We start from the raw sequence: 20,642 nt of genomic DNA, 5'->3' as shown, positions 1-20,642 counted from the left end.
CTTGAGGGAATAATGAGCAATTTTCAGTTTTTAGAACCTGAATTTAAAAGCTTGGCAGCTACGGCTAAAGAAGCCGAAAAGCTCACGTATATATCCCCACAATTTGCCCTTGCAGCAGCTCGTACATCGCTTGAAAACCTTGTACTGTGGCTGTATCAATACGATAAAAAACTTACTCAGCCTTATGATGCTTCACTACATAACTTACTCAACGATCTGAAATTTAAAGACCTGATTCCACCCTATATTTGGGATAAAATGGATAACATCCGCATGGTCGGCAACAGTGCCGTACATGGGAAAAAGTTCAAACAACTCACAACAGAAGAAACCGTAAAACACATCAGCCATTTATTTTTGATGTATGTGTGGTTTGAACGTAACTACGGTTCACCGTCCAAAGACCGTTCACAGCCGCATATCTTTAAAACCGAACTGATTCCTAACGCAGATAACACACAGCAAATCACCGCAAACAAAGAACAACTACAGAAAGAAACCGAAGCCAAAGAAAAGCAATTTGCAGAACAACACAAAGCCTTACGTGAACGTGAACAGAAACTCTTTGAACTTTCGGCAAGTTTAGAAGAACGTGAAAAAATCCTCGCCAATATTGATGCAGAACTTGCCCAAAAGCGTGCCGAAGTCGAACAAGCCAAAATTGCTAACAGCAAAATTGAAGACCATACCGACTATAAAGAAGACGAAACCCGAAAACTTAAAATTGACCTCATGCTTGAAGAAGCAGGTTGGGAAATTGGTACATCAGTTCGAGAGGAAGTCGCTGTCACAGGCATGCCAAGCCCATCGGGTAAAGGTGCTGTGGATTATGTATTGTATGATGCCAATGGCTTGCCTTTGGCTGTGGTTGAAGCTAAACGTACATCCACCGACCCTGACATTGGACAGCAACAAGCCAAACTCTACGCAGATTGCTTAGAACAACAAACAGGACAACGCCCTGTCATTTTCTATACCAATGGTTACAAAACCCGAATCTGGAATGATGTTCAAGGTGGCCCACCACGTTTGGTTCACGGCTTTTATACGCAAGCAGAACTCAAACGCTTGATCGAAAGACGGAAGAACAACCCTGATTTAAGTAGCTTCCCAATCAATCCGGACATTGTCGAGCGTTACTACCAAACTCGTGCCATCAAAGCCATGCTTGCAGCCTATCAACGTAAAGAACGTGCAGGCTTACTGATTATGGCAACAGGCACAGGTAAAACACGTACTGCCATTGCACTGGTCGATGTGCTAATGAAAGCAAATGTGGTACAAAAGGCGTTATTCCTTGCTGACCGTACATCTTTGGTCAATCAGGCGCACAATGCCTTTAAAGCCAATTTAAAAGATGCTTCATTCGTCAATTTACTTGAGGATAAAAATCAAGTTGGTCGAGTGTATTTCTCGACCTATCAAACCATGATGGGTTTGATTGATGAAATGAATGCCGATGGCACACGTAAATTCGGTACAGGCATGTTTGACCTGATTATTGTCGATGAAGCACACCGCAGCGTCTATCAAAAGTTTGGTGAAATTTTTAAATACTTCGACAGCCTACTGGTGGGCTTAACTGCGACACCGCGGGATGAAGTGGATCGTGATACCTACGCACTGTTTGGCTTAGAAAGCGGTGTCCCAACCGATTACTACGACCTCGATCAAGCCATTGCAGATGGCTATCTTGTGCCACCGAAAGCTTATTCTGTTCCGCTTAAATTTATGCGTGAAGGCGTGAAATATGACGAACTCTCAGAAGAGGAAAAACAACACTGGGACAGTCTAAATTGGGGCGATGAAGATGCACCTGAAGAAGTCTCAGCATCCAAGATTAATAAAGAGCTGTTTAATACAGGCACGATTGATTTAATGCTCAAGCACTTGATGGAAAATGGTATTAAGACCGAAGGTGGAGATCGTTTGGGTAAAACCATTATCTTTGCCGTCAATCAAAAACATGCCCAGTTTATTGCTGATCGCTTCAATGAAAACTATCCGCAATATGATGGCAAGTTTGCCCGTGTCATTACCCATGCCACTAAGTATCCACAAAGCTTAATTGATGACTTTAGCAAGAAAGATTTACCTGAGCCACAGATTGCGATTTCAGTGGATATGCTCGATACAGGCATTGATGTACCTGAAGTGGTCAACTTAGTATTCTTTAAAGCTGTACGTTCTAAAGTGAAGTTTATGCAGATGATTGGGCGTGGTACACGACTCTGCAAAGAATTGTTTAGCCCTGAAGATGATAAAAAAGAATTCTTTATTTTCGATTATTGCTCTAACTTTGAATACTTCAATGAAAACCCTGATGGTGCGCCTGTTGCGACCACAGAGCCACTCGGACAACGCTTGTTTAAAGCGCGTTTAAATATCCTGAGTCTGCTCAATGCGAAGGACGATGCCACAGAAGAGCTAAAAGCTGTTCAGCAAGATATGCGTCAAAGTTTACAGACTGAAGTGAAGTCAATGAACAATGACAATTTCATTGTAAAGTCTGAGCTTGAGCATGTTGAACATTTCAAGAATGATGATGCTTGGAACAACTTAGATGATCTTGCCATCGGTACATTACGAGAACACATCTCTAAATTACCTAATCAGCTTGAGCCTGAAACTTTAGAAGCTAAATTGTTCGATATGTTGTGCTACAACTTGGAACTCGCTGTATTGGAAAAGAACAATACAGCGATTCAGAGTTATGCCAATAAAGTGATTGAAATCGCTTCAAAGCTAGAAAGCAAAGAAAATATTCCTGTTGTTGCTGAACAGATTGCGCTGATTCAAGACATTCAAACCGTTGAATATTGGAAAGGCATCACCTTGCCAATGTTAGAGGCGATGCGTAAACGTATTCGCGGTTTGGTCAAACTTATAGAAAAATCGACCTCGACCATTGTCTATTCCATGCTTGATGATGAAATTGGAGAAATGCAAGCAGTCGATATACCAGTCGTTTCAAGTGGCGTAAACCTTGCCCAGTATCGTAAACGTGTCGAAAGTTTTATTAAAGCCAATGAAAATCATATTACCATCGCAAAGTTAAAGCGTGGTTTAGCTCTTACGCCGACTGACTTAAGTGAGCTTGAACGTTTTGTTTTTGAAGCTCAAGAAGTAGAAAGCCGAGATAAGTTTGAAGAATGCTTTGGTACAGAGAAAACATTGCCTTTATTCATTCGTTCTCTTGTAGGCTTAGATCGTCAAGCGGTTCAGGAAGCCTTTTCCAAGTATTTACAAGGCTCAAGCTATAACGAGAAACAGATTCGTTTTGTTGAGATGATAATTGAGCATCTCACTCAAAATGGTGTGTTAGAAGCAGCACAGTTATATGAGCCTCCATTTAACCAGATCCATTTTGAAGGCATTGATGGTGTGTTTGCTAATGCAGATGCTGACAACATTTTGGGGGTGGTTGAAGCGTTTAATCAGAGTGCTGTGGCGTAAACTTTAAAATTTTATTTAATAATGTACTGGGGTTAATTTATGAATGCACATTCATATGAAATGGAAAAAACAACGTTAATCAATGAAATAGATCGAATAAGCTTATTAATTAACAAATTAATTAGCAACGTAGATTTAGAGCTGTTAAATAGTCAGCAACTTGAAAAACTTAAAAACTATCATGAGAAGAACAAAAAGCTCAAACACAAATTAGAAAGTAATGAGTTTGAAATCGCTATTGTTGGCTTAGAGAAGGCTGGTAAGTCCACTTTTGCTAATGCCCTGATTGATAACTATGTATTACCTTCCGCACCCGAACGATGTACTTTTACTACAACGAGATTAGTTAGCGGATCTGATAAAGCTACTGTAGAGTTTTATACTGAAGCTGAATTTAATCAAATTTTTCAAGACATGCTTTTAGAGCTTGAATATCCAGCAGCAACAAGCGTTAATTTTAAAGATTTAGACAGTAATGAATTTGAGACCTACTTTGCTAATTTAGAAGAAAAAAATAATCAACTACATAAAAATCATGTAGGTAAAACAGATCAAGAGATCTTAGATATTTTGAAATCTAAGTCAAAATTGACACTAAATGGAGGAAAGATAGAATTTCATGGAGATGAGTTAAACGAAGATAAATTTCAAACGTATATTAAAGGAGAAAAAAATGACACTTCAAAACCAAGAAGTGTGAAAAAAATAGAAATTGAATCTTCTAAGTTAAATCAGATTGAAACAGCAATAATTTATGATGTTCCTGGTTTTGACTCTCCAACAAAGCTACACATTCGTCAAACTGAAGAGCGTTTAAAAAATGCTGATGCTATTATTCTAGTTACAAATGCTGGAACCAACCCGAGTATTCAAGGAACATCTTTAAGTGTTATTAAAAATAATACTGATAGTGATGGTATTGCTTTAAAAGATAAGTTATTTGTTTTTGGTAATCAAATTGATAGAGTGAATAATTCTGAACAATTAAATGGTAACTATGAAATATTAAAAAATGATGTCCTAAAATATAAAATTGGTACAGAAAAAAGAGTATTCTCTGGATCAGCATATAAGTATCTTGTTTCTGAAAAATCAATAATTAAAGATAAAGACTATATATGTAAATATGAAATGGATTCGGGTATAGAGGCAATCAGATCTGAATTAGAGCATTATTATCAAACTGAAAGATTTCAAATATTAAAGCAAAAAGTTAATACAAATTTAAAATGTATAAAAATGATTTTTAATGAAATTCATCAAAATAATGATTCAAACTATAACCTTGACATTTCCTCTGATAAGCAAAAAAGTTTGATTATTACTACAGAATATCGAAAAATTCAGAAAAGATTAAGAGAGCAACTAAAAGCATTTATTTTTCATAAAAAACATCAAATCCATAATGAAAAATGGCTATCTGGAAAAATTCAAGAAGAAATTGAAAGTAATAAATATTTTAAAGAAATTGAAGAGGAGTTTTTTGATAAAGTAAGAATTCTTACTGATGAAAGTATTCGTGTCGATTTACAGGTTGAGAAAGTCAATAGACATATGAGAGATGAAATTCATCTCCAGTATTTGGAAGATTATCTTAACTTAATCAAAGAGATTACTAATGAAAACTGTAAAGAAATTGAAGTTTTATTGCTTAAAGAGTTTTCAAGTGCTGTAACTGGTAATACTTCATATAGTGAAGAAATTCAAGAACTATGTGAAAACATAATAAATAAAATTACTTCAGAAGTTGCTCACAATTCATATAGATTTACATATCTTGTGGAAAGATTTTCCAGAGACATATTTGATATCCTTTTAAACTCTCCAATAGCAAGCCATGATCGGATGAATCGTTTTGAAAGATCTAGTCATGAAGTAATACACCTAGATCATTATTATTCTAAAGGGCAAGGTAATCTTGTTAACTTGCTTTTAAGCCAAAATGAAAGTTCTTTAATCATCGATGCTGTAAGTACACTTCCAAAGCTCACAATGGATGTAATTAGACTTGCAAATGGTATTAATGGTTCTAACCAAGCTATTGAATCTTTAAATAAAATACTGAGTACATTTAGAGATGTTGTTCCAGCTTCAATTGTTGAAAAAATCCCTAATCCACAAGTCATCTTAGATAGATATAACATACGTCCTAGTACTACGAAGGAGATGGTAATCAAAGAAATTAACAATGATATTAACAGCCTTAAAAAAATCTTGATTACAGCTGTTATTCCAGCCATAGATCTTGAATTAGTATTTATTAATGGTGTTGATAAGCAGGTTAAGCTATTATTAGCCGCCATGGAAAATGAAAATCATAAATTTGCAAAAACTTTTGATGAGTTTTTATCTAATATAGTTCCAATAGTAAAGAAAAATGATTTAGATAATGTGGAAAGTATTATCGAAAAATTAGAGTTAAAGAAATCGATTCTAGATGGATTGTTACAATAATTTTAATTTTGAATTATGAAGAATTTGATCTGGCAGTCATGGGATGGTTATAGAAACTGCCAGATTAAGTTTGGTCTACTAAAGCATTTTTTAGACTTAATATGGTCGACTTTTGAGTGAACTCAGTCGACTACTCTTAAATGGAGTTAGTGGACTGTTATTGGTGAAATATACATCAATAGCATTGTTATAAAAATTCATAACTAAAAAATTTAATAAAAATCTCAATATCCATAGTACTAGCATCCCAACAACTTAAAAAGTTATCTTTACTTTCTCATTATTCGTTCACCAATTTAAAGATAATTGATAATTTTCCTAAATTTCATTTTTTCATGATGCTTACTTTAATTAATTTCAAATAAAAAAAATAGATAAAAACTAAAGTATATATTTGTTATTCTAACAGAATTATCTAAATAATATCTAGGGAGACAACATGTTAGAAAAAATATTAAAAATCGAAAATATTAAACAGTGGCAACATAAGGGGGGGCTAAATCAAACCTTTGATCAACTAAATTTAATCTACGGAAGAAATGGTTCAGGAAAATCCACGTTATGTAAAATATTTGAAAGTATAAACCTTAAAGATAAATCTAGTATTAAAGCTTTACAGCCAATTGAGTCACAAGGTAAACAAAATCTTCAACTTAAGTTTAACTCTTACAATCTATCATTAGATAATTTACAATCTGATTTCACCTTTCGAGTATTTAACCAAGCATTTATAGACAACAATCTATATATTCCTAATAGTAAAGATCGTAAACAATTATCAAACTACTATGATTTCTCACTTGGATATGTATCAGTTGAAAAAGAAAAAAAAATAGACCATTTAAAGTCTGAAAATGAAAATCTAACAGCTCAAATTTCACCTATTACAATTCCACTATTCACTAAATTTCCTTCAAAAACAATTACTCAAATTCAGTCTATAAAGGAAATTCTAGATTGTGATAAGAAAATTGAGATTTTGAAAGAACAGCTTCAAGATCTTAAAAGCGTTGAACACTTTAAGAAACGTAAAAATCTATCGCTTTTATCACTTGATAAACCAAAATTAGATACCGACATTTTTACTCTCAATATAGAGACTCTTTCCAAAGAGGCAGAAGAAAAAGTAAATCTGCATATCGCACATAATCTTAAGGAACAAGATAAGCAATGGATTGAATTAGGTACAAATTTAGTTACTGAATCAAACCAATGTCCGTTCTGTGCTCAGTCATTGTCATCATCACCAATATTTCATTTATATCAGGAATTTATAAATGAGTCCTACCTAACTGCAAGTAATAACTTCGAGCTCTCTGGTCGTGACTTTGAGTTAAATGTAATAGAGATTGGTATAAAAATTGAAAAACTAGAACAAATTGTAAAGATTAATAAAGAAATAATCCGTGAGTGGGCAGATCGGCTAGATGAGATTTCTTTAGATTATAATTTTTCTCTTCTTGACAGGCTTTCTACTAACCTTGAATTAGAGAGCTATAAACTAGTCAGGGAGAAAAAGAAAGATTTATTATCAAAGATAGATCTAACAATATTTCATGGAATTTTTCATGAAATATTCGATGGTTTAGATTTTACTGATTACAATAATCAAGTTAATAAATTTAATGAAGCCATTAAAAAATTTATAGATAGTTTAGCAAAAGATACAATGCAATCTATACAGTCTCAAATAGATGAAATAGAAGCATCAAAATTAAGATTTTCGCCTGAAATTATAAAAGCACTTAAGGAAATTAAAAGGTTGGAGAGCTTAAAAACTGAAAATACGAGTAAAATAAAAGAACTACGTGAAGAAATAACTAAAGAGCAAGAGGAAAGTATTAAAAATCATAAGGATTCAATCAATGAAATATTACAAAGTTTTCACTCTATGATTCGTATAAAAGAGTTGGAAAAAGACAATCGTGGCAAGGGAGGTTCAACACGATTAAAATATGTCATCACCTTTATTAATAATGAACTTTCTGCTCTAGATGAAGAGCAACATCACCATATTTTTGAGCATATTCTAAGTCTTGGTGATAGATCTGCATTGGCTTTATCTTTTTTCTTATCTAGATTCTCAAAACGTAATAATGATAATTCAATCATCATTCTTGATGATCCAATGTCATCTCTAGATAGGTATCGTAAAGATGCAACTATTATTCAAATTGCAAAACTGCTCCAAAATAAATATCAAACATTCGTCTTTAGTCATGACCCTTTCTTCCTATCTGATATCTATAAACACTCAATTCTATCAAAGAATACCAATTGTTTTGAAATTGAAGTTTCATATAAGGATTTAGATCCTCTCAAGCCTGATAGTGCGAAATATATTTCTAGCAAAATGATTGACAGAGACAATTATGATTCTTATGTACTTCACTCATATCATAAAGAATATAACAAACTTTATGATTTTGTTTCCAATGGCCGTGAAGCAGATAAAGTAGAAATAGCTAGATCTATACGTCCTATTTTGGAAGCTTATTTAAGATTTTTATATCCGAAAGAGTTTATCAAAGGAATGTGGCTAGGCGACATGATTACGAAGATCCGTCAAGAAACCGATCACTCAAGTATATTTTACGATAAACATGGAAAATTTAGTTCTATTGAGAGAATCAATGAGTTTTCAAAAACTTATCATCATGCTGAATCTTTCGATACAAAGATACAAGATTTAGATTTCTCTACAGTTCAATATTACGCTAAAGACACTTTACAATTTATAACTGGTTTGTAATCAGGTCCGCCCCCCGTCATTTGGTTCTTAATAATGAGGAGCTTTTTTTAGGGGGGAGTGCTCAAAAAATACGGAATTTTTTATTCGAAAAAAGAGCTTTTTTAAGTATTTTTTTAATAAAATATGGAATTTTTCATTAAAAAATATTTTTGTATATTTTTAATGAGTTAGTGAAAATTCCTTATTGATAATTATGGTGTATTCACCTTCTAATTTCACCATCAAATGATGTGGCGCACGCACCGAACTTAGTACACCTTTAACCCCAATCGGGTCAGTCGCACCTAAAGCAGCACCTAATAACAACAACACTAATAAATCAACATGATGACCAATTAAGAACTGATAACCATACAGAGCAACACCAAAGAACACCGCACAAAGCACCAAGGCTATACTGGCCAAAATACTGATCGGCTTCCAATGCAAACGTAAATCTGAAACTTTAAATTTCAAGGCAGAAGAGGTCAAAATAAAACAAATCACGCCATTAATTAAAAAGTCATAAAAGTCGATATGACGAACGGCTTCTTCGATATTGTGCAAATTAATCGTCACAAATTGATTGCCATTGAGTAAACTCGCACCCCATTGCAAAATAAAGACAAAAATTGCAGAAACAATGGGAACACCTATGGCTTGTGGAAAACCCAAGATACGTTTATTAAAAATCGTGGTTGCAATCGAAAGTGCAAAAATAACGGTAAAAACCTGTAGAAAAAAATAATTTCCCATTTCGTTCCCAATTTGGTGCTCTGTCGCCTACAGAGTGAGATATAGGTATTTTAAAAATAAATACTAAATTATTTGGTATTTAAAAATAAAATATTTTAACGAATTTTATCTAAATACCGTGTATAAATTCAGTTTTTTTCACATCTTTTATCAAGATCATTTAACATAGCAAGGCTGCATAGATTTTATGCATTCTCATCATCTACATGATTTCTCCTATGCATCAGACTATTAAAACTGTTTTTCGACTCTTTTTTGCTGCGGTGATCTTTATCATTACGGCGGCCCTGATCCTCACTTGCTATAGCAAGACGCAGGAAATTTTACGTGCTGAGCACTATTTTAGTCAGGCAAAAACCATCTCACTGAATTCAACGCCCAAAGAACAATTGGTTTTGGTCTCCAATAATGAATCACCCGATCGTGCGATATTTATCATGCTGGCGAATAATGGTTATCTTGCCAAACTGAATTGTGAAAACTATGCACAAGATATTTGTCTCGATGAATTTAATCAGCAACACACCCGACAAATTCAACACCTCGATTTACTGAAAATCGGACAATTTCAATATATCCAAAATGTGAGTTTCACCAATAGCCGCACTGGACAAAAACAACAATTACGCTATAGCGATGCCCAATTAAAACAGTTCTATCAAAACGATATTTCAGGCCTTAAATATACTGTTTTTGGCGTGGCTTTATTTGCATTTGCCGCCTTGTATGTGAGCTATCGTATTGTTCGAAACTTTAGATCATTTCTCAACAAATGAGCTTCAATCAATTTATCAATGAAAAAAGAGGATGTTTGCATCCTCTTTTTTTGTTTTAAATGGCTTGATTAAAGGTATCGCAGCTATTGATATTGCCTGATTTCAACCCTGTCTGGAACCATTTCATACGTTGTTCACTGGTGCCATGCGTGAAGCTATCTGGTACCACTTGCCCAGTTGCACTTTTCTGTAAATAGTCATCACCAATCTTATGTGCAGCGTCCATCGCTTCTTCTACATCGCCCTGCTCTAAAAATTGGGTACGCTGTTGATTATGATGCGCCCAAATACCCGCAAAGCAGTCTGCTTGTAGTTCTTGCATGACCGAATAACGATTACCTTCAGCTTTTGAGGCTTGCGCACGGGCTTGTTGAACTTGATCAGAAATGCCTAAAATCGTTTGGATATGATGTCCAACTTCATGGGCAACCACATAGGCTTGCGCAAAATCACCCGCCTGATCTTGACGACTCAATTCAGTTTGATTTTGTTCACCCGTAATGCCCATTTGCGTACGCATATCTTTAAAGAATGTAGTATCAATATAGACCTTTTGATCTGCTGGGCAATAAAACGGCCCCATTGCAGCTTGTGCTGTACCACAACCCGAGTTGACCACACCATTAAACATAACCAACTTAGGCGGTTTATACTGGGCATTTAACTGTTCTTGGAAGACTTTAGTCCATGTATCTTCCGTATCAGCCAAAACCGTTCCAACAAAATCCATCGCTTCTTGTTGTTCAGGTGTTGGATTATCCAGACCTTTGACTTCAGCCATTTGCCCCTGTGATGTCACTTGTTTAGTCGCCTGATAAGCTTGCTGCGGATCGACACCAAAAAACTTCCACGCAACAAATGCCACAACCAAACCGAGAATACTGATCCCACCCGCTTTTGCACCGCCACCACCGCGACGGTCTTCTACGTTTGAACTAACTCTTCGACCTTTCCAGCGCATAGTGATCTTCCTTATATAAAATAGTTGATATCCGTGCGTTTACAGATTAATCCTTTTGCGACTTTGGCCATACTTTTTGAACTAAAGATACGACGCACAGCACGATTAAACCTGCAATAAAACCTGTCACTAAATTGATTAAAGTCGGTGTTAATGCACCCACAATACTGCCAACTGTAGGAATATGTTCTGCATAATCTACAGAGCCTTCAATAAAATGGTGTAGCAAAGGTACACCATGGGTAATGATGCCACCACCCACTAAAAACATGGCAATCGTACCTACAATGGTCAATGTCTTCATCAACTTAGGTGCAAATGCCAACAAACCTTGTCCAACGGTCTTTTTAAATTGTGACGCTTGTTGAGTGAGATAAAGTCCTAAGTCATCAATTTTGACAATCATCGCGACAAAACCATAAACACCAACAGTCATTAAGATCGCAATCACCGAAAGCACCATGACCTTAGTCCCAAATGCCGCGGTTGCCACCGTACCCAATGAAATTACGACAATTTCAGCAGATAAAATAAAATCTGTGCGGATTGCACCTTTGACTTTTTCTTTCTCAAAAGTCACCAAATCCGTTTCAATATTAGTCATCTCTTCACGAGCAACTTCTTCTGTTTTGGCTTTTTTATGATGCAAACTATGCAGGACTTTTTCCACACCCTCATAGCACAAAAACAAACCACCAATCATCAAAAGCGGTGTAATCAGCCAAGGTGCAACCACACTGATCAATAAAGCAGCCGGAACCAAAATTAATTTATTAACAAAAGATCCTTTGGCGACAGACCAAACGACAGGAAGTTCACGATCGGAACGGACACCACTGACTTGTTGTGCATTCAGTGCTAAATCATCTCCAAGGACACCCGCTGTTTTTTTGGCTGCCATCTTACTCATCACAGCAACGTCATCCAACACAGTTGCAATATCATCAAGTAAGATTAATAAGCTACTCGCCATTATTTTTATCCTTTAGGCATTTTTTAATATTCTAATTCTATTTAACGCTAAAATTGTATTTAGTTTTTTAATAATTAACAAAATATTCACCCATTTTTCAGTCAATTGTGCTGTGTCAGTAACAATCAAAAATAGAATGCCGTACAATGGGGACATTCTTTGAAAATCAGCCGTAGCTTTGACTACCACTTTGGAACAGATAATGAGTACTCAAGATAATCGTCCAGTGATTTTGACTGGCGACCGTCCGACTGGACAATTACATTTAGGTCATTTTGTAGGTTCTTTACGTTCACGTGTAGGTTTACAAGATTCGCATCATCAACATCTTCTTTTAGCTGATGCTCAAGCCTTAACTGATAATGCCGATAACTTCGAAAAAGTTCGTCGCAATATTATTGAAGTCGCAACCGATTATCTTGCTGTAGGAATTGACCCAACCAAAACCACGATTTGCGTTCAATCATGCTTACCAGCATTGAATGAATTGACCATGTTGTATTTGAACTTTGTGACGGTTTCTCGCTTAGAGCGTAATCCAACCATCAAATCTGAGATTCAAATGCGTGGATTTGAGCGTGATATTCCTGCAGGTTTCTTATGCTATCCAGTAGCTCAAGCTGCCGATATTACAGCGTTTAAAGCATCTGTCGTTCCAGTGGGCGAAGACCAAATTCCAATGATTGAACAAACCAACGAAATTGTTCGTCGTTTAAACCGTCAAATTGGTCGTGACGTACTTCCTGAATGTAAAGCTTTACTCTCTAATGTCGGCCGCTTGCCAGGTTTTGATGGTAAAGCAAAAATGTCTAAATCTTTGGGCAATACCATTGTGCTTGACGCGACTGATAAAGATATCAAGAAAGCTGTTAATGCAATGTATACTGATCCAAATCATTTACGTATTGAAGATCCAGGTCAAGTTGAAGGTAACGTGGTCTTTACTTACCTTGATGCATTCGACCCTGATAAAGACGCTGTTGCAGAACTGAAAGAACACTATCGTCGTGGTGGCCTAGGCGATGGTACTGTAAAAAAACGTCTTGAAGGTGTGCTAAAAGAGCTGATCGGCCCGATCCGTGAACGCCGTTTAGAATTGCAAAAAGATCCTGACTACATCATGGATATTTTAAAAACCGGTACCGATAAATGCCGTGATATTACCCAACAAACGTTAGATGAAATTAAATCTGGACTGGGTGTTTTCCACTTCTAAATTTAAAAAATTCTATACAATTAAGCCTTTCCAATGTGAAAGGCTTTTTTATAGGCACTTTTTGTGAAGGTATTCACAAAATCTCCTTAGTTTTAACGTTAGGTAACATCACTTAACGTGAACACCAATGAAATGACTGACCGTTCACTCTATTATCTATTTATGTTTTAGGAATACCTAAATTCATAACATTTCTCCTTTACCGAACCTGTGGAAACAGATTCGTTGTTATACGCAATGAACACCCCAATCATTGCGTATTTTTTTGTCTGAAAATTAGGGTGTGTTGACATTTACACCCGATAAATTGAGCTAAAGAGGCAACCATATAAATATACAAGCTAAAGCAACAGCGCTTTGATAGTTACGTTTTAGCTTATCGTATCTTGTGGCAATTCCTCTAAATTGTTTTAATCTACAAAATGCATGTTCAACTAAATGTCTGATTTTATACATATACCAGTCCATATCATCATTGCTAGATTTGGCATTTGATCTTCGAGGAATGTTTGCTTTCGTATTACTTTCTCTAATTTTCTTTCTGAAACTTTCTGAATCATAGCCTTTATCTGCACATAAGATTTTCGTTTCTTTTAATTCCAAAGCATCTATTAAAGCAGGTGCAACTTTCACATCATGAGTCGTGCCATCAACAATAATAAACTCGATAGGATTTCCATTCGCATCAACAGCTAAATGGATTTTAGAACTATTTCCACCGATACTTTTAGAATTAGCTTGATAATTAATACCTGTCGCATGCTGATGCGCTCTGACATGACTGGCATCAATAAAGATCCACTCTAAATCTGCATGACTAGACAATAATTTAAATATTCTGAGTAACTTACTGTCTTTACTCCATCGACTAAACTTCTTAAAAATAGAGTTTGGCTTGCCGAAAGTATCGGGTAAATCACGCCAAGCACATCCGGTTCGAATCCGATAAAGGATTACTTCGATAAACAATCTTAAATTATGTTTGAGATAAATACCGAATTTGGAGATGAGGAGCACTGCTCCGTAAGATTTCAGCCTAGACCAGTGTTGATCATTCAGCATTATATGAGGCATAGCGAGAAGTGAATTTAGCTTGGCGATTGAATTCTACTTTCTCGCTATTTTTTTGAACAGCAAATGTCAACAGACCCTAATGTAAATATTTTAAATTTTACTATTGAAACAATAAAAAACCCGCATTAAGCGGGTTTTTTATTTCAAAAACTAAATTAGTTTTTATGACGCATATGTGGGAACAAGATCACTTCACGAATACTTGCAGCATTCGCAAATAACATGACCAAACGGTCAATACCAATACCCTCACCCGCTGTAGGAGGTAAGCCGTATTCCAATGCTTCAATGAAGTCTGCATCGTAATGCATTGCTTCATCATCGCCTGCATCTTTTTCGGCAACTTGAGCTTGGAAACGTTCAGCTTGATCAATTGGGTCATTTAACTCTGAGAAACCATTTGCCAACTCACGACCACCGATGAAGAATTCAAAACGATCGGTAATATGTGGATTATCATCATTACGACGTGCTAATGGTGAAGTTTCCGCAGGGTATTCTGTGATGAATGTCGGTTGACGAAGTTCAGTTTCAACAGTTTCTTCAAATACGATGGTTTGAAGTTTACCTAAACCAAAACCAGGTTTTACTTGCTCTTTCAGTTCATTTTTAACGAAGTTAGCAAGGAACTCACGGTCAGCCACATTTTCAGCAGTGAACGTTGGGTTGTGTTCAAGAATCGCATCAAACATCGAAATTTTCTTGAATGGACCTTTGAAGCTATACACTTCATCACCATAAGGCACATCAGTCGAACCTAAGATGTCGATGGCCAATTTTTCAAGCATATTTTCTGTCAAAGCCATCAGGTCTTTGTAGTCTGCATACGCTTGGTAAAATTCAATCATGGTGAATTCTGGGTTATGACGTGTTGATACACCTTCGTTACGGAAGTTACGGTTAATTTCGAACACACGCTCAAAACCACCAACGACCAAACGTTTTAAGTAAAGCTCAGGCGCAATACGTAAAAATAAAGGCATATCTAATGCGTTGTGGTGAGTTTCGAATGGACGCGCAGACGCACCACCCGGAATCACATGCATCATTGGTGTTTCAACTTCCATGAAACGCTCATTGCTCAAATATGAACGAATACCTGACACCACTTTTGCACGAATTTCAAAAGTTTTACGTGTTTCTTCGTTCATGATGAGGTCTAAATAACGCTTACGGTATTTAACTTCAGTATCAGTCAAACCATGGAATTTGTCTGGAAGAGGACGAAGTGATTTAGTTAAAAGCTCAAAATGTTCAATATGAACATACAGGTCACCTTTACCAGAACGACCAATATAACCTTCAATGGCAATTATATCGCCCAAATCGAGTGCTTTAATAGTTGCAAGAACATCAGCATCCAACTCTTTACGTGGTACATAAAGTTGGATACGACCAGTCATATCTTGGATTACGATGAATGAACCGCGGTTCAACATCACACGACCAGCAACTTTTACATAAACCTTTTCGCCTGCTTCAATTTCTTCTTTTGATTTTTCAGCGAATTGATCTTGTAGGTCTTGTGCATAGTGTTCACGCTTAAATGTGTTAGGCCACGGGCTAACACCTGTTTCCTTGGCGTGCTCTTTGATGTGCTCTAACTTGGCATGACGCTGTGCAATTAAATCGTTTTCGGAAATGGCTTGTTCAGAAGTCGATTGAGCGTTATGTTGCGTCATCTCTGTCTCAAATAGTTAAAAAACGGAAGTTGCATAGCATAGCAGATTTCCTTTGAATTGAGCAGTAAGCAATGCGCGCATTTTTTTAATAAGTAGAAATTTATCGAAGTAAGATGTTTTAATCGTTATACCTTCAGGTAGACATAGAACATATCTTACAGATGTGCAGTAGATAAAAATAAAATACTCAAGCTCGAAAACCTACATTTTAATGATATCAGATGATAACTAAAAGCTTTAAAAATACTTATAATTATCAATACATTAAAATATATATCAATAACTTAATTCAACCTTTTAATCTATTTTCTTTAAGACTAAAGTCTTTTAAATGCCTATAAATTAGACCAAAAGCTAAATTCTCTTTTTGACAATTCTCTCTACAATGAAGTCATAAAATTGTTGAAAAATAAAATATTCAACACATCCAAAAATGTTTGAAAACAGTGTGTAGAAAAACAATGACTTCCTGCTTATCGAAAATTCTGTTTTTACATGGATTGGATTCTTCCCGTGAATCTACGAAGTTCCATGCCATCAATGCAAAACAAAAATTCTGCATTGAAGTGGACTATCGCAACTTAAATTTTCAAACTGTTGCGGACTTTTACCACGAGAGTATTGAAACCATTAAGCCCGATATCATCGTCGGTCATAGTCTCGGGGCATACTGGGCTTTGAAAATGTCGCTGTTTCATCGTATTCCGTGTGTAATTGCCAACCCGAGTCTGCATCCAGACTTTCGCGACGACTACCCTGCAATTAGTGAAATGGATTTGGATCACGATATTCCACAAATTGCATATATCGAACGTGGCGATGAAATCTTAGATATGTATGAAGCAGAACAACAACTCGAAGACTATATGCAAGTTCAAGTGATGGATGGCGGACACCATCGTCTACAATGCCCTGAAAATATTAATGATTTAATCCAACATCTCGAATTAAACTATTTAAAAAAATAAATCATAAGATTAATCATAAGTAGCAACGTCTTTTTTATCAGACATAAAAAAGCCCTGTCATAGACAAGGCTTTTTACATTTTAAAACTGACGCTTAGGCAGCATCTGCTTCAGGACGTGTTTTATCATCTAAAACAGACCAAATATTTAGTCCTAAATCTTTATGCAAGTCAGGCAAATCTAAGAAAATGCTTGCGCCTAAAACTTGGTGTTTACATTTTTCAGCCAATTGTTTCACTGCACGAAGCGTACCGCCCGTCGCCAATACGTCATCCACAATAATTACTTTTTGTGATTCGATTTCAGCTGACATTTCAAGACGATCTAAACCGTATTCAAGGCTGTAACCCACACCGACAACTGGTGGTGGTAATTTGCCTGCTTTACGTACCAAGACCAAACCTTTACCCGTACGCTGGGCAAGTAAGCTTGCCAAAACAAAACCACGCGCTTCAACTGCAATAAAGCTATCTACTTCTGCCAATTGCTCAGCTGGAATACTTGCAATTAGGGCATCAGTTAACGATTCGATGTTATTCATAAATAACGGCGTAAGGTCAAAGAAACAAATTCCTGGTTTTGGAAAATCTTGGACAGTACGAATGTTAGACCACAATGCCGCAGCAGTAGAATTACTCATAATAGGAGAAAATAAATTAAGGAAGGAATGTGTGAATTTTAACGCGATTTGAGAGAAAAGAACAGCTAACCCCCTACCAAAATGCATATTTAAGATACAGTGAATTTACATAAGTTATTGATTATTAATGTTGTATTTATTTAAAAAATATCAAATATATATTTTCCTAATCATAAAATAAAAGATTTTAGAGTTTTTTTCTGCAAGACTTTAGTCTATGAATATAGAAAAAGCGGTATTTAGAACCCAATTCACGGAAATGAATTCCAATATAGCTTTCAATAGGCATAAATATTGTCAGACAATTTTTCCCAGATCTGGGGTTTTGATGATATTTATTGTCCCTCACTGCCATTCTGCTTTTAATTTCACTCATTAAACTCTTAGCCACTTTACTTTATCGTTAGAACTGCGTAAAAATTTAACATAAGAGTCTACTGTATAAGGCGATTTAACCTTAAGGAATAAACTTATACAGTTATGAAGTATTTACTGACTTAATTTTGTGTCAGTTTTTGGAGAATGGAATGAAAAAGTATCAGTGCATCGTTTGTGGATGGATTTATGACGAAGCAGAAGGCTGGCCACAAGACGGTATCGTGGCAGGAACAAAATGGGAAGATATCCCGGATGATTGGACTTGCCCAGACTGTGGCGTCTCAAAAGTAGATTTTGAAATGGTTGAAATCTAATAAATAGAATCTAAGGCCATCATCGTTATGGTCTTTTTTTTGTCTTTAAAAAAATATGAAATGTGTTTGGAGTTGAGTATGCACCCTATTGTCATTATTGGTTCTGGTATGGCGGGATATGCCGTTGCACGTGAATTTCGAAAGTTAAATACTGAACTAGAACTTATTATGATCTGTGCGGATGATGCCATTAACTACGCTAAACCGACATTATCCAATGCGCTCGTTGGTAATAAAACTCCTGAGCAAATCCCTCTAGGGGATGCCGAAAAAATGTCGGCTCAACTCAATATGCAAATCATCAATAAGAGTTGGGTTAAATCCATTGATGCAGCAAAACATGAGCTTACTATTGAAAGCCAAAATGGAACTCAAACACAACTATATTCAAAACTCGTTTTAGCAGTCGGCGCAAATCCAATTCGCTTAGCTATTTCGGGTGATGGCAGTGAAGACATTCACGTCGTCAACAATTTAGATCACTACAAAGCTTTCCGTAAACAGCTTGCAGCACGTGAAGATAAACGTGTGGTGATTTTAGGGGCAGGCTTGATTGGCTGTGAATTTGCCAACGACCTCCAAAATACTGGGGCGAAAGTATCGGTGGTCGATTTAGCTCCGCAACCTTTGGGTCGCCTACTGCCGTCTCATGTTGCAGCTAAATTCCAAAGCAATTTAGAAGAAACGGGTATTCAATTCGTTTTAGGTACGACAGTCGACAAAGTGTCACGTATTGAAAATGGTGACTATCAAGTGAGCCTTGCCAATGGTCAAAGCTTAGTGGCAGATGTTGTGTTGTCTGCGATTGGTCTACAGCCTGAGATTAACTTAGCAAAACAAGCCGGCATTCACACCAGCCGCGGTGTATTAACCAATAAAGGCTTAGAAACCAACTTGGCAGATATCTATGCTGTCGGTGACTGTGCTGAAGTTAATGGTACCCTTCTGCCATACGTGATGCCGATCATGCAACAAGCACGTGCTTTGGCAAAAACCCTCAATGGTGAACATACCGCTGTGCATTATCCAGCCATGCCTGTAGCTGTTAAAACACCTGCTGCACCTTTAACTGTCCTTCCTGCGCCAATTGATGTAGAAACCCAATGGGAAACAGAAGAGCTTGAAGATGGCATGATTGCCCGTGCGATTGATCAAGATGGCGTATTACGTGGATTTGTACTGCTCGGTGCAACTGCTGGGAAGCAACGCTTAACTTTGACTAAGCAGGTTCCGGACTTGATTCCCGCTTCAGTTTAAGGTTTAAATACAAGGACGTCCTGATAATAATAGACGTCCTTTTTAAAGGAAAATAACAATGAATAGTGCCCTTCAGTTTAATATTTCACCTTATGCCTCTTTTATGCATGAAACTCGCGTAGAGTTAGGCAATGGCATTGAACTTCATGTCGAGGTGGGTGGTCATCCTGAAGATCCTGCAATCTTACTGATTATGGGACTCGGCGCACAAATGTTGTATTGGCCCGATTTCTTTTGTAAGTCCCTAATAGATCAAGGTTACCGAGTTATTCGCTTTGATAATCGTGATATAGGTCTATCCAGTAAAATTCGTAACCCAGGTCCACGTCTCAACACCTTTAAATTGATGGGACGTTTTGCCTTAGGTCTAGAGAATCAAGGCGCGCCCTATGATCTATACGATATGGCAGACGATGTTGCACTATTAATTGATCGTATGGGACTGGATAAAGTCCATATTTTAGGTGCTTCGATGGGCGGCATGATCGCTCAAATCGTGGCGGCACGCTATCCCGACAAAGTCCACAACTTAAGCTTACTTTTTACCAGTAACATCCAACCCTTACTTCCACCGCCATTTCCAAAGCAATTATTTAGTCTAATTGAAAAACCTGAATCTAACGATGAAGATGGCATTATTAACCATAGTCTGAAAGTTTTTAATATTATAGGCTCTCCAGGCTATATTAATCAGCTTGAAGCGATACAAACTGCACGTAAACTCTATAAGCGGAGTTATTACCCAGCGGGTGTACTTCAACAGTTTTTAGCAATATTATGTACAGGTTCCCTGCTGCAGTTGGATAAACAAATTCAGCATAAAACCATTGTGGTTCATGGAGCTCGTGACCGTTTGCTGCCGCCAAGCCATGGTAAGGCCGTTGCAAAGGCTATTTCAGGTGCTAAATTTGAATTAATTGATGGAATGGGGCATGATATCCCACCGCATTTTATTCCATATCTTAGCGGTTTGTTTGCTGATCACTTTAAATCATAAATTAGGACAC

Annotated in this window: 14 protein-coding genes and 1 pseudogene; 9 read left to right on the top strand and 6 right to left on the bottom strand. The window is 36.5% G+C overall.

Annotation, left to right across the window (positions count from 1 at the left end):
- Positions 1-12 precede the first annotated feature (12 nt).
- From FTU77_RS06790 to FTU77_RS06780, 3 genes are all read left to right on the top strand, one after another.
- Entirely contained in the window at positions 13-3,456 is a 3,444-nt protein-coding gene (locus FTU77_RS06790; protein WP_180055382.1) for a DEAD/DEAH box helicase family protein, read from the top strand.
- Between the two features lie 39 nt (positions 3,457-3,495).
- Positions 3,496-5,910 (top strand): dynamin family protein, encoded by a 2,415-nt coding sequence (locus FTU77_RS06785; protein WP_180055381.1) that lies wholly within the window; start codon positions 3,496-3,498, stop codon positions 5,908-5,910.
- A gap of 439 nt (positions 5,911-6,349) precedes the next feature.
- Positions 6,350-8,662 (top strand): AAA family ATPase, encoded by a 2,313-nt coding sequence (locus tag FTU77_RS06780; protein WP_180055380.1) that lies wholly within the window; start codon positions 6,350-6,352, stop codon positions 8,660-8,662.
- A 201-nt stretch (positions 8,663-8,863) separates the two neighbouring features.
- Here the strand turns inward: FTU77_RS06780 and FTU77_RS06775 are convergent.
- Positions 8,864-9,397 (bottom strand): annotated as a pseudogene (locus FTU77_RS06775) (cation:proton antiporter); the annotation flags it as partial.
- A 218-nt stretch (positions 9,398-9,615) separates the two neighbouring features.
- Between FTU77_RS06775 and FTU77_RS06770 the strand changes: the two are divergent.
- A complete protein-coding gene (locus FTU77_RS06770) occupies positions 9,616-10,173 on the top strand; it encodes a hypothetical protein (protein WP_180055379.1) in 558 nt (185 codons plus the stop codon).
- 55 nt (positions 10,174-10,228) lie between these two features.
- On the opposite strand, the gene FTU77_RS06765 is transcribed toward FTU77_RS06770, so the two are convergent.
- Positions 10,229-11,134 carry a neutral zinc metallopeptidase gene (locus tag FTU77_RS06765; RefSeq protein WP_180055378.1) on the bottom strand — a complete coding sequence of 302 codons (906 nt, stop codon included), beginning with the start codon at positions 11,132-11,134 and terminating at the stop codon, positions 10,229-10,231.
- A 46-nt stretch (positions 11,135-11,180) separates the two neighbouring features.
- On the bottom strand, positions 11,181-12,107 hold the full coding sequence (locus tag FTU77_RS06760) for a DUF808 domain-containing protein (RefSeq protein ID WP_180042268.1): 927 nt from the start codon (positions 12,105-12,107) through the stop codon (positions 11,181-11,183).
- Positions 12,108-12,309: 202 nt separating this feature from the next.
- Here FTU77_RS06760 and trpS point away from each other — a divergent pair, with 202 nt between their 5' ends.
- Positions 12,310-13,323: a tryptophan--tRNA ligase gene (gene trpS, locus FTU77_RS06755; RefSeq protein WP_180007457.1), complete on the top strand. Its 1,014-nt coding sequence runs from the start codon at positions 12,310-12,312 to the stop codon at positions 13,321-13,323.
- A gap of 312 nt (positions 13,324-13,635) precedes the next feature.
- Here trpS and FTU77_RS06750 read toward each other — a convergent pair whose 3' ends face one another.
- Together FTU77_RS06750 and lysS are read right to left on the bottom strand one after the other, a co-directional pair.
- Entirely contained in the window at positions 13,636-14,397 is a 762-nt protein-coding gene (locus tag FTU77_RS06750) for an IS5 family transposase (protein ID WP_180055377.1), read from the bottom strand.
- Positions 14,398-14,552: 155 nt separating this feature from the next.
- Positions 14,553-16,079 (bottom strand): lysine--tRNA ligase, encoded by a 1,527-nt coding sequence (lysS, locus tag FTU77_RS06745; RefSeq protein WP_180011039.1) that lies wholly within the window; start codon positions 16,077-16,079, stop codon positions 14,553-14,555.
- Positions 16,080-16,540: 461 nt separating this feature from the next.
- Here lysS and FTU77_RS06740 point away from each other — a divergent pair, with 461 nt between their 5' ends.
- A complete protein-coding gene (locus FTU77_RS06740) occupies positions 16,541-17,047 on the top strand; it encodes a YqiA/YcfP family alpha/beta fold hydrolase (RefSeq protein WP_180055376.1) in 507 nt (168 codons plus the stop codon).
- Between the two features lie 93 nt (positions 17,048-17,140).
- On the opposite strand, the gene FTU77_RS06735 is transcribed toward FTU77_RS06740, so the two are convergent.
- Positions 17,141-17,686, bottom strand: coding sequence for an adenine phosphoribosyltransferase (locus FTU77_RS06735; RefSeq protein ID WP_078189930.1), 546 nt, complete (start codon positions 17,684-17,686; stop codon positions 17,141-17,143).
- Positions 17,687-18,213: 527 nt separating this feature from the next.
- Between FTU77_RS06735 and rubA the strand changes: the two genes are divergently transcribed.
- The 3 genes from rubA (at position 18,214) to estB (ending at position 20,632) form a co-directional block, all read left to right on the top strand.
- Positions 18,214-18,378, top strand: coding sequence for a rubredoxin RubA (gene rubA / locus FTU77_RS06730; RefSeq protein ID WP_005179369.1), 165 nt, complete (start codon positions 18,214-18,216; stop codon positions 18,376-18,378).
- 78 nt (positions 18,379-18,456) lie between these two features.
- Positions 18,457-19,635 carry an NAD(P)/FAD-dependent oxidoreductase gene (locus FTU77_RS06725; protein WP_180024096.1) on the top strand — a complete coding sequence of 393 codons (1,179 nt, stop codon included), beginning with the start codon at positions 18,457-18,459 and terminating at the stop codon, positions 19,633-19,635.
- Between the two features lie 58 nt (positions 19,636-19,693).
- Positions 19,694-20,632 carry an esterase EstB gene (gene estB / locus FTU77_RS06720; protein ID WP_078189932.1) on the top strand — a complete coding sequence of 313 codons (939 nt, stop codon included), beginning with the start codon at positions 19,694-19,696 and terminating at the stop codon, positions 20,630-20,632.
- The last annotated feature ends 10 nt before the right edge of the window (positions 20,633-20,642 follow it).

The sequence above is a fragment of the Acinetobacter sp. YH12142 genome (assembly GCF_013418435.1).
Classification (GTDB): domain Bacteria; phylum Pseudomonadota; class Gammaproteobacteria; order Pseudomonadales; family Moraxellaceae; genus Acinetobacter; species Acinetobacter amyesii.
Note: the sequence above shows the minus strand (reverse complement) of the source record. Positions and strands in the feature narration are given on the sequence as shown.

What these genes read in the sequence shown, in the direction of transcription:
- FTU77_RS06790 (WP_180055382.1), top strand. Translation starts at nt 13, where the DNA reads ATGAGCAATTTTCAGTTTTTAGAACCTGAATTTAAAAGCTTGGCAGCT.
- FTU77_RS06785 (WP_180055381.1), top strand. Translation starts at nt 3,496, where the DNA reads ATGAATGCACATTCATATGAAATGGAAAAAACAACGTTAATCAATGAA.
- FTU77_RS06780 (WP_180055380.1), top strand. Translation starts at nt 6,350, where the DNA reads ATGTTAGAAAAAATATTAAAAATCGAAAATATTAAACAGTGGCAACAT.
- FTU77_RS06770 (WP_180055379.1), top strand. Translation starts at nt 9,616, where the DNA reads ATGCATCAGACTATTAAAACTGTTTTTCGACTCTTTTTTGCTGCGGTG.
- FTU77_RS06765 (WP_180055378.1), bottom strand. Translation starts at nt 11,134, where the DNA reads ATGCGCTGGAAAGGTCGAAGAGTTAGTTCAAACGTAGAAGACCGTCGC.
- FTU77_RS06760 (WP_180042268.1), bottom strand. Translation starts at nt 12,107, where the DNA reads ATGGCGAGTAGCTTATTAATCTTACTTGATGATATTGCAACTGTGTTG.
- trpS (WP_180007457.1), top strand. Translation starts at nt 12,310, where the DNA reads ATGAGTACTCAAGATAATCGTCCAGTGATTTTGACTGGCGACCGTCCG.
- FTU77_RS06750 (WP_180055377.1), bottom strand. Translation starts at nt 14,397, where the DNA reads ATGCCTCATATAATGCTGAATGATCAACACTGGTCTAGGCTGAAATCT.
- lysS (WP_180011039.1), bottom strand. Translation starts at nt 16,079, where the DNA reads ATGACGCAACATAACGCTCAATCGACTTCTGAACAAGCCATTTCCGAA.
- FTU77_RS06740 (WP_180055376.1), top strand. Translation starts at nt 16,541, where the DNA reads ATGACTTCCTGCTTATCGAAAATTCTGTTTTTACATGGATTGGATTCT.
- FTU77_RS06735 (WP_078189930.1), bottom strand. Translation starts at nt 17,686, where the DNA reads ATGAGTAATTCTACTGCTGCGGCATTGTGGTCTAACATTCGTACTGTC.
- rubA (WP_005179369.1), top strand. Translation starts at nt 18,214, where the DNA reads ATGAAAAAGTATCAGTGCATCGTTTGTGGATGGATTTATGACGAAGCA.
- FTU77_RS06725 (WP_180024096.1), top strand. Translation starts at nt 18,457, where the DNA reads ATGCACCCTATTGTCATTATTGGTTCTGGTATGGCGGGATATGCCGTT.
- estB (WP_078189932.1), top strand. Translation starts at nt 19,694, where the DNA reads ATGAATAGTGCCCTTCAGTTTAATATTTCACCTTATGCCTCTTTTATG.